The sequence below is a fragment of the Micromonospora okii genome (assembly GCF_020884795.1).
Taxonomy (GTDB): Bacteria; Actinomycetota; Actinomycetes; order Mycobacteriales; family Micromonosporaceae; genus Micromonospora; species Micromonospora okii.
The window spans coordinates 314,445-329,233 of sequence record NZ_BBZF01000014.1 but is presented as its reverse complement, the minus strand read 5'-3'; the positions used below and the strand labels follow the sequence as shown (position 1 = coordinate 329,233).

Annotated in this window: 12 protein-coding genes; 7 read left to right on the top strand and 5 right to left on the bottom strand. The window is 74.5% G+C overall.

Annotated elements, in window-relative coordinates; translation table 11 throughout:
• The first annotated feature begins 203 nt into the window (after positions 1–203).
• From mtrA to hpf, 5 genes are all read left to right on the top strand, one after another.
• Positions 204–893, top strand: a complete 690-nt coding sequence (mtrA, locus tag LPU43_RS08080) for an MtrAB system response regulator MtrA (RefSeq protein ID WP_117665835.1) — start codon at positions 204–206, stop codon at positions 891–893.
• Between the two features lie 13 nt (positions 894–906).
• Entirely contained in the window at positions 907–2,655 is a 1,749-nt protein-coding gene (gene mtrB, locus LPU43_RS08075) for an MtrAB system histidine kinase MtrB (protein WP_229399627.1), read from the top strand.
• Positions 2,652–4,457, top strand: coding sequence for an LpqB family beta-propeller domain-containing protein (locus LPU43_RS08070; RefSeq protein ID WP_229399626.1), 1,806 nt, complete (start codon positions 2,652–2,654; stop codon positions 4,455–4,457). Before mtrB ends, LPU43_RS08070 begins: the two co-directional genes overlap by 4 nt.
• Positions 4,458–4,463: 6 nt before the next feature.
• A complete protein-coding gene (locus LPU43_RS08065; protein ID WP_229399625.1) occupies positions 4,464–5,183 on the top strand; it encodes a ComF family protein in 720 nt (239 codons plus the stop codon).
• Between the two features lie 254 nt (positions 5,184–5,437).
• Positions 5,438–6,070, top strand: coding sequence for a ribosome hibernation-promoting factor, HPF/YfiA family (gene hpf / locus LPU43_RS08060; RefSeq protein WP_229399624.1), 633 nt, complete (start codon positions 5,438–5,440; stop codon positions 6,068–6,070).
• Between the two features lie 30 nt (positions 6,071–6,100).
• Here the strand turns inward: hpf and LPU43_RS08055 are convergent, their stop codons facing one another.
• Both LPU43_RS08055 and LPU43_RS08050 read right to left on the bottom strand, forming a co-directional pair.
• Entirely contained in the window at positions 6,101–7,219 is a 1,119-nt protein-coding gene (locus LPU43_RS08055) for a GNAT family N-acetyltransferase (protein WP_229399623.1), read from the bottom strand.
• Positions 7,216–8,385, bottom strand: coding sequence for a GNAT family N-acetyltransferase (locus tag LPU43_RS08050; protein ID WP_229399622.1), 1,170 nt, complete (start codon positions 8,383–8,385; stop codon positions 7,216–7,218). Before LPU43_RS08050 ends, LPU43_RS08055 begins: the two co-directional genes overlap by 4 nt.
• A 160-nt stretch (positions 8,386–8,545) precedes the next feature.
• Here LPU43_RS08050 and secA point away from each other — a divergent pair, with 160 nt between their 5' ends.
• Entirely contained in the window at positions 8,546–11,461 is a 2,916-nt protein-coding gene (gene secA, locus LPU43_RS08045) for a preprotein translocase subunit SecA (RefSeq protein ID WP_229399621.1), read from the top strand.
• 124 nt (positions 11,462–11,585) lie between these two features.
• Here secA and LPU43_RS08040 read toward each other — a convergent pair whose 3' ends face one another.
• Both LPU43_RS08040 and LPU43_RS08035 read right to left on the bottom strand, forming a co-directional pair.
• The gene (locus LPU43_RS08040; protein WP_229399620.1) at positions 11,586–12,188 is read right to left on the bottom strand and encodes an Rv3235 family protein; all 603 of its coding nucleotides are present in this window, start codon (positions 12,186–12,188) and stop codon (positions 11,586–11,588) included.
• Positions 12,189–12,322: 134 nt separating this feature from the next.
• A complete protein-coding gene (locus LPU43_RS08035) occupies positions 12,323–12,550 on the bottom strand; it encodes a helix-turn-helix domain-containing protein (RefSeq protein WP_229399619.1) in 228 nt (75 codons plus the stop codon).
• A gap of 195 nt (positions 12,551–12,745) precedes the next feature.
• Between LPU43_RS08035 and LPU43_RS08030 the strand changes: the two genes are divergently transcribed.
• Positions 12,746–13,255, top strand: a complete 510-nt coding sequence (locus LPU43_RS08030; protein ID WP_229399618.1) for a DUF6912 family protein — start codon at positions 12,746–12,748, stop codon at positions 13,253–13,255.
• Between the two features lie 190 nt (positions 13,256–13,445).
• On the opposite strand, the gene LPU43_RS08025 is transcribed toward LPU43_RS08030, so the two are convergent.
• The gene (locus LPU43_RS08025; RefSeq protein WP_229399883.1) at positions 13,446–14,522 is read right to left on the bottom strand and encodes a hypothetical protein; all 1,077 of its coding nucleotides are present in this window, start codon (positions 14,520–14,522) and stop codon (positions 13,446–13,448) included.
• Positions 14,523–14,789 lie beyond the last annotated feature (267 nt).

The following is a 14,789-nucleotide window of genomic DNA, read 5'->3' as shown; positions in this document are numbered from 1 at the left end:
GGGCTCGCGGCACACGCACCGGTCATGGTGACACGACCCCGCCCGGCGGCGACGCGTCGGCGCGGCCGGTCGGTGGAGGTGCGGCGGATGGCCGCCCGGCAGTACGGTGCGGGTGAGGCCCGATCTTGGCGGCCGGCGGTCCCCGCAGGTATAGGGGTGACGCCGGTCCCACCGACACGAACGGGAATGGAACTATAAACCCCATGAGAGCCCGGGTACTGGTGGTCGACGACGACCCCGCGCTCGCCGAGATGCTCGGCATCGTCCTGCGTAGCGAGGGCTTCCTGCCCTCCTTCGTGGCCGACGGGGAACGGGCCCTTGCCGCGTTCCGGGAGAACCGGCCCGACATCGTCCTGCTCGACCTGATGCTGCCCGGAATGAGCGGCATCGACGTGGCCCGGGCGATCCGGGGCGAGTCCGGCGTGCCCATCGTGATGCTGACGGCGAAGAGCGACACCGTCGACGTCGTGCTGGGGCTGGAGTCCGGCGCGGACGACTACGTGGTCAAGCCGTTCAAGCCCAAGGAGCTGGTGGCCCGGATGCGGGCCCGGCTGCGCCGGGGCGAGGACGTGGCGCCGGAGATGCTGACCATCGGGCCGCCCGGCAACCAGATCAGCATCGACGTGCCGGCGCACACCGTCAGCCGCAACGGCGAGGAGGTGAAGCTGACGCCGCTGGAGTTCGACCTGCTGGTCGCGCTCGCCCGCAAGCCGCGTCAGGTGTTCACCCGCGAGGTGCTGCTGGAGCAGGTGTGGGGATACCGGCACGCGGCCGACACGCGGCTGGTCAACGTGCACGTCCAGCGGCTCCGGGCCAAGATCGAGCCGGATCCGGAGCGCCCGGAAATCATCCTCACGGTGCGGGGCGTGGGCTACAAGGCGGGCACGGGCTAGCCTGGGTCACACCGTGACCACCTCCCCGACGTCCAGCCTCCCGCCCGCCGCGTCCCGCCGGCCGCACGCCGCGTGGGAGCTGTGGCGTGCCCTGGCCGCCCGGGTGGCCCGGCTCGCGGCCGGCCTGCGCCAGACCTGGCGTCGCTCGTTGCAGGTGCGGGTGGTGACCATCACGCTGGTCACCTCCAGCCTGCTCGTGGGCGGGTTCGCGTACCTCATCGCGGACAAGATCACCAGCATCCTGCTGGAGAACGCCGAGACCGACGTCCGGCTGCGGCTCGACAGCGGCAGCGACTACGCGGCGAAGCAGCTCGGCCTGTTCAGCCAGCCGCAGGAGGCCCAGCTCCAGGACACCATCGACGGCACGGTCAACTACCTGGCCGGCGGCGACCCGCAGCAGACCAGCGGGGTGGTGGTGGGCATCGTCTCCGACAACCACACCGGCATCGAGCCGCGCTTCTCCCCGGACGTCGAGGTCGGCACGCTGATCAGCCGGGAGCTGCGGGCCGCGGTCGCCGGGGGCAACATCGCCAGCCAGATCCGCACCGGGCGGTTCGCCGACCACCCCACGAAATACCTGGTGTACGGCTCGCCCGTGCCGACCCGCTTCGGCCAGGTGGAGCTGTACTACCTGATGCCGCTGGCCCGCCAGGACGCCACCGCCGCCGACGCCCGGGCCACCGTGGTGGCCACGGGGGCCGCCCTGGTGCTCCTGCTCGGCCTGCTCGCCGCCCTGGTCACCCGCCTGGTGGTGACGCCCGTGCGGGTGGCCGCCCGCACCGCCCAGCGGCTCTCCGCCGGCCTGCTCGACCAGCGGATGGCGGTCAACGGCGAGGACGACCTCGCGCTGCTGGCCGCCTCCTTCAACCAGATGGCGACCAACCTCCAGCGGCAGATCCTGCGGCTGGAGGAGATGTCCCGGTTGCAGCGCCGGTTCACCTCCGACGTCTCGCACGAGTTGCGCACCCCGCTGACCACGGTCCGGATGGCCGCCGACCTGATCTTCGCCGAGCGGGACGGCTTCGACCCGGCGGTGGCCCGCAGCGCCGAGCTGCTCCAGGCCGAGCTGGACCGGTTCGAGGAGCTGCTCACCGACCTGCTGGAGATCAGCCGCTTCGACGCCGGGTTCGCCATGCTGGACGCCGAGCCGACGGACCTGGTCCCGGTGGTGCACCGGGTGGCCGACCGGCTGGCCGGGCTCGCCGAGCGGGTCGGCGTCACCATCGACCTGGACGTGCCGGACGCGCCGGTGATCGCCGAGATCGACCCGCGCCGCGTCGAGCGGGTGCTGCGCAACCTGGTCGGCAACGCCGTCGAGCACGGCGAGGGCAGGCCCGTCCTGATCACCCTCGGCCAGGACGACCGGGCCGTCGCGGTCACCGTCCGGGACCGCGGGGTGGGGCTCAAGCCGGGCGAGGAGAAGCTGGTCTTCAACCGCTTCTGGCGGGCCGACCCCTCCCGGGCCCGGCAGACCGGCGGCACCGGCCTCGGCCTCTCCATCAGCCTGGAGGACGCCCGGCTGCACGGCGGCTGGCTGGAGGCGTGGGGCGCGACCGGCCAGGGCGCCCAGTTCCGGCTCACCCTGCCGAACCGGGCCGGAGACCGGCTGACGACCTCCCCGCTGCGGCTCGTCCCCGCCGACGCCGCCCTGCCCTTCGGGGGCCCCCGCGACGGCGGGCTGCTCGCCATCGGCCCCGGGCCGGGCGGTGCCCTCGCCATCGGGCCCGCGCCGGCCGACGACCGGGCCGAGGTGGTGTCGTGACGCGCAGGCTCGCCGCGCTGCTCGCCGGCGCGCTGCTGCTCGCCGGCGCGGCCGGCTGCGGCATCCCGAAGGAGACCGAGGTCCGGGTGGACGGGCAGGTGACCGCCGCCAAGTCCGGCTCGGCCAGCTACCGCCGCGACGAGCCGCCGAACCGGTCGGCCAGCGGCACCGACCGGGCGGCCTTCGTGACGAACTTCCTCTCCGCCGCCGCCGGCGAGGCCGACCGCTCCTACTACCGGGTCAAGCAGTTCGTCGCCCCGGAGGGGCGCGCCCGGATACAGGAGAAGCAGCCCAGCGAGGTGGCCCTCACCGTGGTGCGGCTGCGCGAGTCGCCGGTGATCACCGACAGCACGGACGGCACCAAGGTCACCCTGCGCGTGCAGCAGATCGGCCTGCTGCGCGCCGACGGCACCCTGATGCCGCCGCTGGCCACCGAGACCGAGTACCGGTTCGGGCTGCGCGCCGCCCAGGAGGACCGGGCGGACGCCGGCTGGTACGTCACCGACCCGCCGCCGAACGTGCTGCTGCTCAGCGACGACGCGTTGCAGTTGTACTACCAGACCCACACCGTCTACTTCTGGAACACCGATCGCACCCAGCCGGTGCCCGACCAGCGCTACCTGCCGCTGGCCGTGCCCGACGAGCGGCGGGTCACCGAGGTGGTGAAGTGGCTGACCGCCGGGCCGTCGGAGTGGCTGGGGTCGGGGACGAGCCGGTTGCCGGACGGCACCCGGCTGATCAACAACGCGACCGGGTCGGACGGGCAGTGGGAGGTCAACCTCGACATGCCCGTGGACGCCGACGACCGGAAGCTGGAGCAGTTCGTCGACCAGCTCGCCTGGTCGCTGCCGGAGTTGGAGGGCCGGCTCGAACTGAAGATCCACAACCAGTCCCGGGTCACGGTGCTGGACCTGGAGGCGCACCGGCGGGCCCGCCCGGCGTACACGCTCACCCACGAGCCGCAGCGGTTCTGCGTCTACGACGGGAGGATCCACCCGCTCTCCCTGGGCGGCGAGGCCAGCGGCGTCGTGCCGCTCACGGAGGCGGTCAACCGGAACATCGTCTCGGCGGGGTTCAGCCGCTCCGGGCGGGCCACGCAGGCCGCGCTCGTGACGACCGGGGCGGACGGCCGGCGGCGGCTCGTCGTCGGCACCGGCGCGGAGCCCCTCTCGATCGTCCAGCGCAGCCCCGGGTCGTACGCCTCGATGGGCCGCCCGGTGTGGCTGCGCTCGCCGGACGCGGAGCGCCCGCAGGGGCTGGTGGCGGCCGACGGCGGGCTGTACCGGTTCGACGGAAACGCCCAGCTCCGGGCGGTGCCGCTGACCGTCGAGGGCGAGGTGGGGGCGGTCGCCGCGTCGCTGGACGGTCGACGGATCGCGGTGATCGTCGGTGGCGCGCCGTACGTCGCGGCGGTCAACCTCAACGGCGGCGTGGTCTCCGTGGGCCCGGCCCGCCGGCTCGCCACCTCGCTGACCGACCTGTCCGCCGTCGACTGGGCGGGGGAGAACACCCTGGTCCTGGCCGGCTCGGCGGCGCGACCGGCGGTCTACGAGCTGAGCGTGGACGGCGCGCTGGAGACGCCGCTGCGCCAGGACGTCGGCGCGCGGGTGACCCACCTGTCGACGTACCCGCTGAACGCGGTGGTGCCGTTCTCCGGCGGCAATCTGATGTACGAGGCGAACGGGGTGGCGTACCGGAACAACCCGTTCGACACGATCAAGCGCGACCAGGTCGTCGGGGTGACCCCGCCGCCGGCCGGGCTGCGGGCCGGCAACCCGACCGCGCCGTTCTTCCTCTACTGAGGCACCGTGCGCGGCGTCGGCGGGCTCTGGGCGGACCTCGCCGACCTCGTGCTGCCGGCCGACTGCGCCGGCTGCCGCGAGCGCCGTCCGGCCACCCGGCGCGGCTTCTGCCCCGACTGCGTGGCGGCCCTGGAGTCGCTGCGGCCCCGACCGGCGCGCCCGACGCCGGCCCCGGCCGGGCTGCCGCCCTGCGTGGCCCTCGGCCCGTACGGCGGGGTGCTGCGGGAGGCGCTGCTGGCGTACAAGGACCGGGGCCGGCACGGGTTGGCCCGGCCGCTGGGCGGGCTGCTCGCGGAGGTGGTGGCGGAGGCGGTCGGTTCGCCCGCGCCGCTGCTGCTGGCCCCGGTGCCGGACACGGCGGCGGCGGCCCGCGCCCGGTACGGCGACCACCTGGTCCGGCTGGCCGGGCACGCGGCGGCCCGGCTGCGCCGCGCCGGCTGGCCCGCGCGGGTGGTCCGGCCGCTGCGGGCGCTGCCCCGGCCGGACTCGACCACCCTGGACTCGGCGGCCCGCGCCCGGGCGGCGGAGTCGGCCTTCCGGGCCCGGCCCGGGCGGGCCCTGCCCCGGCCCCGCGCCGGCGGGCCGGTGCCCGTGGTCGTGCTGCTCGACGACATCGTCACCACCGGGGTCACCCTGGCCGCCGCCGCCCGCGCGCTCACGGCGGCCGGCCTCCCGCCGGCGGTCGCCGCGGTGCTCGCCGCCACGGAAAAGCGCCACCGCCGATGACGTTTCGTGTCCGCCTTTCACCCGAACGTGTCGGCCCTGTGAAAATTCTGAGCCTTTCCGTGGTGGGGGGTGACTGGCGGACGAACACGGGTTAGCGTTTTCGTGTCGGGGGTAGGAAGTCGGTTCCACCATCCGCTCCCGGCGGTGAGAGGAGGCGTAGCCGTAGTGACCCGGTCGACGCCGTACGGGAGAATTCCCACGGGCGGGCCGGCCGGGATTTTTGGATCGAAGGCCGTCCGAACAAGGGAGGTCACGTGGACATCGTGGTCAAGGGCCGCAACGTCGAGGTCCCGGATCATTACCGGGTGCACGTAGCCGAGAAGCTCGCAAAGATCGAACGTTACGACCACAAAATCATTCGTGTCGATGTCGAGCTGTTTCACGAGCGGAATCCGCGCCAGTCCGATCATTGTCAGCGGGTCGAGATAACCTGCGTTTCCCGTGGGCCGGTGATTCGCGCCGAGGCCTGCACCAGCGATTTCTACAGCGCACTCGACGCCGCGATCGCGAAGCTGGACACCCGGCTGCGCCGGGCGGCGGACCGCCGCCGGGTCCACCGGGGCCGACACGCGCCGATCTCGGTCGCGGCGGCCACGGCGGACCTCCCGGTCGCCGGCCTCGACGCGCTCGTCCCGGCCCTCGACGGCGCCCGCACGGCCACCGCCGTCGCCGAGCGGGCCGAGGAGGAGGAGCGCGACGACCAGCCCTGGCACATCGCCCGGGCGAAGGTGCACCCCGCCGAGCCGATGACGGTCGACGACGCGCTGTTCCAGATGGAACTGGTCGGGCACGACTTCTACCTGTTCCAGGACAAGGAGTCCGGCCGCCCCAGCGTCGTCTACCGCCGCCACGCCTACGACTACGGCATCATCTCCCTCGACACCTGACCCGGCCGCCGCCCCGCTGGCCCGGACGGGTCAGCGGGGTCGGTCCGTGGCGAGCAGGCCGTACAGGACCGAGTCGACGCGGGTGCCGGCGGGGCCGGGCAGCCAGCCGCGCATCAGCCCCTCCCGGGCGAAGCCGACCCGCTCCAGGACCCGCTGCGAGGCGGTGTTCTCCGGCCTGGTGCCCGCCCAGACCCGGGCCAGCCCGACCTCGGCGAACGCCCACCCGACGACCAGGCGCACCGCCCGGGTCGCGAGGCCCCGCCCCCGCCCGGCCGGCAGCAGGCTGTAGCCGATCATCGCCTGCCCGGGACCCGGCTGGCCGTGGCACAGCATGCCCCCGCCGACCAGTTCGCCGGTGCCCGCGTCCGCGATGACCAGGTCGGCGCGGTCCCCGGCCAGCCAGTGGCTGCCGGCCAGCCGGCAGTGCCGCTCGACGTCGGCGAGCGACGGAGGCTCCGGCGGCACCCGGTTGGCGACGACCTCGGGCCGGCGGTGCAGCCGGTACATCCCCTTCGCGTCGTCCGGCCCGACCGGGCGCACGGTCACCACGCCGTCGGTCAGCCGGCCGCCGGGCAGGTCGGGCAGGATCCGCGGCGCGGGGCCGGGCGGATCGTCGGCCAGGCGTACCCAGCAGATCAGGTCGTGGCGGCCACCGTCGCGCGTCGGGTTCGCCGCCCGTCGTACCCCCTCGTGGCGGAAGCCGGCGGCCATCGCGACCCGCTGGCTCGCCGTGTTCTCGTCGTGGGTGAGCAGCTCCAGCCGGGCCATGCCGTGTGCGAAGGCGGTGGCGGCCAGCGCCCGGGTCGCGGCGGCGGCGACGCCGCGACCGCGCGCCCCGGGCACGACCCAGTAGGCGATGTCCGCCTGCCCCCGCGCCGGCACCGGGTTGTTCAGCCCGACCCCGCCGAGCAGCCGGTCGGTTTCCGGGTCGGCGACCGCGTACACGGCCCCGCCGGCGGCCCGGACCGCCGGGGCGCCCTTGTCGATCAACCACCGGGCGTGGGCCTCGGTGAACGGGTTCGGCAGGCCGGAGATGAACTGCTGGGTGAGCGGGTCGGCGCACGCCGCCGTGACGCCCCGGACGTCCTCGGCGCGGAGCGGCCGCAGCCGGAGACCCTCGGCCTCCACGGTGTCGGGCAGCGCGTTCACGCCAGGTCCTCCGCGAGCAGCGAGGCGACCCAGGCGTCGGCCCGCCCGCCCGCGCGGGTGGGCAGGAAGCCCCGCGCCGCCCCCTCCATCGTGAACCCGACCTTCTCGGCCACCCGGCGGGAGGCGGTGTTGCCCACCAGCGCCCGCCACTCGATCCGGGCGAGGCCCAGCGTCGTGAAGCCCCAGGCGGCCAGGGCGGCGGTGGCGGCCGGCATGTAGCCCCGGCCCCGGGCGTGCGGCGCGGTCATGAAGCCCACCGCGGCCTGCGCCGGGTCGGCGGCGAGGATCCGCAGGTCGACCGACGCGACGTACCGGTCGTCGCAGTCGGCGACGGTGAAGTACGCGCCGGTGCCGCGCGCCCAGGTCGCGTCGGCGACGTCGCGCCGGAACCCCTCGGCGTCCGCCCGCCCGTACGGGGCCGGCACGGTCGTCCACTGCACCGTGTCCGGGTGGCGGCAGGTCTCGACGATCCCGTCGAGGTCGCGCTCCTCGATCGGCCGCAGCCGCAGCTCGCCGTCGCCCACGGTGGCGAAGAGGGTGGGCTGGGGACGGCCGAAGACCGCCGCCCGCCGGGCGTCGAGGCTCTCCCGCCCGGCCGGCCCGGGCGCGCCCGGCGCGGGCAGCTCGTCGGGGAGCAGGGAGCCGATCCAGCCCTCCCGCCGGCCGCCGGGCGTCGGGTGGGCGAGCCGTAGCTCGCCCTCCACCCGGAATCCGGCGCGCAGCGCGACCAGCCGGGAGGCGTGGTTGCCGATCTCGGCCTGCCAGATCAGCCGGCGCAGCCCCGCCGCGTCGAACGCCCAGCGGGCGACGGCCCGGGTGGCCCGGACGGCGACGCCCCGGCCCCGCGCCCACGGGGCGACCCAGTAGCCGATCTCGCCGGTGTCCAGCGCCCGGTCCACCGAGACCAGGCCGCAGGAGCCGAGCAGTTCCCCGGTGGCGGCGTCGCAGACGGCGAACGGGGCCCCCGTGCCGTCGCGCCAGGCCGCCGAGGCCAGGTCGGTGACGAAACCGAGGGCGTGTTCGGGCAGGTACGGGCGCGGTACGGTGGTCCAGCGCTGGATGTCCGGGTCCTGGCAGGCCCGGTGCACGGCGTCCGCGTCGGTCGCCTGCCAGGGGCGCAGCAGCAGGCCGTCCTCGGTGAGTTCCACGGGTTCCACCCGAGCCATCGTGCCGGACCGTTCGCGCTGGGCGTAACCGATATCCGCCCGGCGGGCCCGCGGTCCGAGTGTTATGTCGGTTTCCGCCGATGAGACCGCCGCCACCAGTGACCATTCGGGCGACTGAGCGCCTACGATGGTTCGAGACTGTCTAGGGGAGCGTTGATCCGTGTCGATTCTGGAAAAGGTCCTCCGCGCGGGCGAGGGCCGCATGGTGCGCAGGCTGAAGGCCATCGCCGCCGCCGTCAACTCGATCGAGGACGACTACGTCAACCTCACCGACGCCGAGCTGCGGGGGCTGACCGATCAGTACCGGGAGCGCCTCGCCGACGGTGAGACCCTCGACGACCTGCTGCCGGAGGCGTTCGCCACGGTGCGCGAGGCGGCGGCCCGGGTGCTCGGCCAGCGGCCGTACGACGTCCAGGTGATGGGTGGCGCGGCGCTGCACTTCGGCAACATCGCCGAGATGAAGACCGGCGAGGGCAAGACCCTGACCTCGGTCATGGCGGTCTACCTCAACGCGCTGTCCGGCAAGGGCGTGCACGTGGTCACGGTCAACGACTACCTGGCCCAGCGCGACGCCGCCTGGATGGGCCGGGTGCACGAGTTCCTCGGCCTGACCGTCGGCGTGGTGCTGCCCAACCGGCCGGCCAGCGAGCACCGCGCCGCGTACGAGTGCGACATCACCTACGGCACCAACAACGAGTTCGGCTTCGACTACCTGCGCGACAACATGGCCTGGTCGAAGGACGAGTTGGTGCAGCGGGGCCACAACTTCGCGGTGGTCGACGAGGTCGACTCCATCCTGATCGACGAGGCCCGCACGCCGCTGATCATCTCCGGCCCGGCCGAGCACTCGGCCCGCTGGTACGGCGAGTTCGCCGGCGTCGTCGCCCGCCTCCAGTCGGGCAAGGACGGCGAGGGCGACTACGAGGTCGACTACGCCAAGCGCACGATCGCGGTGACCGAGCGCGGCGTGGCCAAGGTGGAGGACCGGCTCGGCATCGACAACCTCTACGAGTCGGTGAACACCCCCCTCGTGGGTTACCTCAACAACGCGATCAAGGCCAAGGAGCTCTACAAGCGCGACAAGGACTACATCGTCACCGACGGCGAGGTCCTGATCGTCGACGAGTTCACCGGGCGCGTGCTGCACGGCCGCCGCTACAACGAGGGCATGCACCAGGCGATCGAGGCCAAGGAGGGGGTGGAGATCAAGCAGGAGAACCAGACCCTCGCCACGATCACCCTCCAGAACTACTTCCGCCTCTACGAGAAGCTCTCCGGCATGACCGGCACGGCCCAGACCGAGGCGGGCGAGTTCAACAAGGTCTACAAGGTCGGCGTGGTCACCATCCCGACCCACCGGCCGATGGTCCGCCTCGACCGGGCCGACGTCATCTACAAGACCGAGAAGGCCAAGTTCAACGCCGTCGTGGAGGACATCGCCGAGCGGCACCAGGCCGGCCAGCCGGTGCTGGTCGGCACCGTCTCGGTGGAGAACTCCGAGATCATCTCGCAGCTCCTGCGCCGCCGGGGCATCCCGCACTCGGTGCTGAACGCCAAGTTCCACGCCCGGGAGGCCGAGATCGTCGCCCAGGCCGGGCGCAAGGGCGCGGTCACCGTGGCCACCAACATGGCCGGCCGTGGCACGGACATCCTGCTCGGCGGCAACGCCGAGTTCCTCGCCGCCAACGAGCTGCGCCAGCGCGGTCTCGACCCGGTGGAGCAGGAGGAGGAGTACGCCAAGGCGATGGAGGAGGTCCTGCCGAAGTGGAAGCAGGCCTGCGACGCCGAGGCGGAGGAGGTGGCCGCCGCCGGCGGCCTCTACGTGCTGGGCACCGAGCGGCACGAGTCCCGGCGGATCGACAACCAGCTCCGCGGCCGGGCCGGCCGGCAGGGTGACCCGGGCGAGTCCCGCTTCTACCTGTCGTTGCAGGACGAGCTGATGAAGCGGTTCCGGGCCGGCGCGGTCGAGGCGGTGATGGACCGCTTCAACATCCCCGAGGACGTGCCCATCGAGTCGAAGATGGTCACCCGCCAGATCAAGGGCGCCCAGGCCCAGATCGAGGGCCAGAACGCCGAGATCCGCAAGAACGTCCTGAAGTACGACGAGGTGCTCAACAAGCAGCGCCAGGTCATCTACGCCGAGCGCCTCCGGGTGCTCAACGGCGAGGACCTCTCGGACCAGGTCACCAACATGATCGACGACGTGGTCACCGCGTACGTCGTGGGCGCCACCAGCGACGGCTACGCCGAGGACTGGGACCTTGAGCAGCTCTTCGCCAGCCTCAAGCAGCTCTACCCGGTGGGCATCACCCTGGACGAGCTGGAGGAGGAGGTCGGCTCCCGGGCCGGCATCGACCAGGACTACCTGCTCTCCCGCCTGAAGGAGGACGCGCACGCCGCGTACGCCCGGCGGGAGGAGCAGCTCGGCGAGGAGGGGACGCGCCAGCTCGAGCGGATGGTGCTGCTCCAGGTCATCGACCGCAAGTGGCGCGAGCACCTCTACGAGATGGACTACCTCCAGGAGGGCATCAGCCTGCGGGCGTACGCCCAGCGCGACCCGGTGGTGGAGTACCAGCGCGAGGGCTTCGACATGTTCGCCACCATGATGGACGGCATCAAGGAGGAGACGGTCGGCTTCCTCTACAACCTGGAGGTCCAGGTCGAGCAGCCCGAGCCGGAGGCCGAGGAGGTCCAACTCCTGGAGAAGCCGGTCGAGATCCGGGCCAAGGGCCTGGGCCGCGCCCCCCAGCAGCAGGGCCTGCAGTACTCCGCGCCGACCGTCGACGGCGAGGCCGGCCGCAGCGGGGTCGACGTCGAGCGTGTCGACGAGCAGGCGCCCCCGGCGCCGGCCGGCCGCCCGGAGCGGGCCGCCCGGCCGGCGGCCCCGAAGGAGCCGGAGGCGCCCCGCGTCCCCGCCGCGTTCGGCGGCAGCGGCCAGGCCGTCGCCGCCGCCTCCGCCCGCCGGGCGACCCCGGGCCAGACGGAGACCGGCGGCCCGTCCCGCAACGCCCCCTGCCCGTGCGGCTCCGGCCGCAAGTACAAGCGCTGCCACGGCGCCGCCAACCCCCCGGCCTGACCCCCTGTTCCCGCGTCGATCAAGAGCTTCGCGTCAGATCCGGGCCGTCCCCTGACGCAAAGCTCTTGATCACCGGAGCCCGTCGCGACGGAGCCCGCCCCACTGGGGCGGGCTCCGTCTCTTGTCAGAGGACCTGCATGGCCACGCAGAGCCAGCGGCCCCGCCGGTGCTCCAGGCGCAGCGCCATCGCCCAGGTGCGGCCGGCGCCGCCGGCCAGGACGGCGGCGGCCTCCACGGCCGCCGGGCGGGGCTCGCAGACCCGCAGCCGGCGCAGCCGCACGGTGGGGCGGGTCGAGCGGCGGCGCACCGGGCCGGTGCGGGCGGCGGCCCGGGTCAACTCCTGCACCACCTCCGCCGACCGGGCGAGCTCGCTCATCGGGCGGATCTGCCCGAGCGGCCGGTAGCCGTTGAGGATCTCCAGGCAGGTGGCGACGAACCGTTGGGCGGCGCGGGTGGCCTCGGGAGTGGCGGTGACCAGCGCCAACGGCGGCGGGGCGGTCGGCGCGGACCGGCCGGGGCCGCCGGGGGCGGGGCCCGGGTCGTGCGGTCGCCGCCCAGGGTGGGACGGGGCGCGCCGGTGCGCCTCGAACAGGTCGAGGGCGAGTTGGGCGGCGACCGGGCGGGGCCAACCCTCGGCCGGCTCCTCGACGAACGGCGGGTCGATCGGCGGCGCGGGCCGCAGGCGGACCGGGGGACGCGCGGGCCCGGGACGACGGGAATCGGTCATCGCTACCCCCGATGCTCGCGTTGGCCTCAGTGCCGTCTCGGCCTTGAAGCTTGCGTTTGCCTTCGTTTGCCTCCGACAGCTTCGATTCTCAGCCATGAGGCGGCCCCGGTCAATGGCGAGCCGTGCGCTGGCCGCTACTCCGGGTCGCGGTCGGTCAGCGGGTTCCCCCGGATCCACTCGGCTGTCTCGTCGTACTTGCGCTGGATGTACTCCTCCAGGCGGGCGCGCTCCACCCGCCACTGCCCCCGCCCGCCGACCTTGATCGCCGGCAGCTCGCCGCTGCGCACCATGTGGTAGACCTGCGAGTCCGAGACGTTCAGCTCGGCGGCCACGTCGGAGAGCAGCAGGAACCTCGGCTCCACGGAAACTCCCGGGGTTGGGGTCGTTTGCTTCAGTTTGCCACCCGCTGCCGACAACGCCGCCCCTCCGGCGCGCCCGCCCGTCCGCGCGGCAACTTCCCGTCGGGCGGGTGCGCGGTGTATGACGGTCACGGCGTACGGCATGATCGGCGCCCGGGCCGGCGCGCGCCGCCCGAGGGCGGAGCAGGGGAGACACCGGTGACCGACGAGCTTGTCCGGGTGTACGTGCCGGCGATCGTGCCCATGCTGGCCCGCCTGCCGGAGCAGGGGCTGCCCGAGACCGACGCGCACGCCGTGACCCCCGCCCTGCGGGAGTGGTACGCCGAGGGCGACGAGGAGGAGCTGGAGTACGTCGCGTTCACCCGGGCCGCCCAGGACGCCCTGTTCCTGCTGCGGGACGACCCGGCCGCGCCCCGCCGCCGGGCGGTCGTCTCGGTCGACGTGCCCGCCTCGGCGCTGCGCCGCACGGACGACGTGCTCGGCTCCAGCGCGGTCCGGCTGGCGCGCCCGGTGCCGGTGACGGCCGTCGCCGCGCTGCACGTCGACGGCGACGACGCGCGCGACGACGTGGCCGCCGCCGCCCTGGTGGCCGCCGAGGCGCTGGCCGGGGACGAGGACGCCCAGTTCACCGTCGACGGCGCCGAGGACCACGAGCTGGAGTGGTACGACGTGACCGAGCTGGACGAGCTGCTCCGCGCGGCCTCCTGAGCGGCCCGCGCGCCGCCGTCCCCGCCAGCCCTCAGCCGCCGGCCCGGCCGGCCCCGCTCACCCGGCGTGGCCCCCCGGCCGGTCCCGCTCCGCTCACCCGGCGTGCCCCCGGCCGGTCCCGCTCAGCGGCGTGGTCCCGGCCGGTTCCGCTCACCCGGCGTGGCCTCGGCCGGTTCCGCTCAGCCGACCGTCAGCGGTCGGCCTCCGCCACCGCCTCGTCCTCGGCGTCGTGCCCGGCCGCCGGGCCGAGCGTGCGGCCGAAGGCGATCAGCGCGGTGAGCGCGCCCACGAAGAGCACCCAGATGGCGTTGTCGATGCGGGAGGTCCCGAGCGAGGTCTGGGCGACCGCGTCCGCCTCGCTCAGCGCGGCGGCCAGGTCGAGCAGGGAGCGCCCGCCGACCCGGATGATCACCTCGGCGACCAGCAGGAGCAGGCCCGGCCCGGCGCCGGCCAGCAGGTAGCCGGGCCAGCGGGGGGCGGGCGCGGCCGGGTCGTGCCGCTCCGCCTGGCGCCGGCCCCAGCTCAGGTAGGCGAAGGCGAGCAGCCCGGCCAGCAGGCCGGCGAGCAGGGACTCGGTGCGCGACACCCACTTGGCCGCGCCGAACAGCGACTCCTGGGTGTCGCCCGCGCCGAACAGGTCGAACAGCGGGTCCCGGGCCCCGCTGAACGCCACCACGAAGACCAGCGCGCCGAGGGTGGCGGTGACCGTCGCGCCGGCCACCCGCGCGTTCCCGGCCCCGGCCACCGCGCCGCCGATGATGGCCGCGGCGGCGGCCGTGCCGGCGATGACGTTGGTGGTCGCGTTGTCGAAGTACGTCAGGTTGATCGCCACGGCGGTGGCGAGGCCGACCAGCAGGCCGGTGCCGACCGCGACCGCGAAGCGCGGGGTGGCCCGGTCGACGCCGCGCCGGGCCAGCAGGTTCGTCACCGCCAGGGCGACCGCCGCGCCGGCCACCAGTGCGGCCGAGATCACCCCTGGCAGCGCGAACGCCGACAGGCTGATCGCGGTGAGCCCGGCCTGGGCGGAGGTGATCGCCTCCCGGGTGGACCAGAGCATCGCGGCCAGCCAGGCCACCGCCAGCGGCGCGAGCACGACCGCCCCGGGGGCGCGCACCGGCGACGGGCCCGCGCCGGCGGGGACGGGCTCGGCGGCCTCCGGCTCGGCGGCGGCCTCCGGCTCTGCTCCGGTCTCCGGCTCGGCGGCCGGGGCGGCCTTCGCCGGCTGGTCCGGCTCCGCGGCCGTGGAGCTGCCGGGCTGGTTGCTCATCGTCTTCCCTTCGACGGGCGCCCGGCCCGCGTCGGCGCTGCCGGGACGCGGTGGGCTGGTCACCGGCCATCCAGGGTACGCGCCGCCCGGCCCCCGGCCGCCCGAGCGGCCCACGAGAGGCCGCCGCCCACCGCCGGCCAGGCCGGGGAGCAGGACCGGGGCGACGGATCGACGGGCCGGAAGGCGGCCCGACCGACGCTTTCCGGCCTGGGTTGCTATCGGCGGTGAAGATTCGAAAGAAGGGGCCGAGGGATGCGGTCCGGGGCG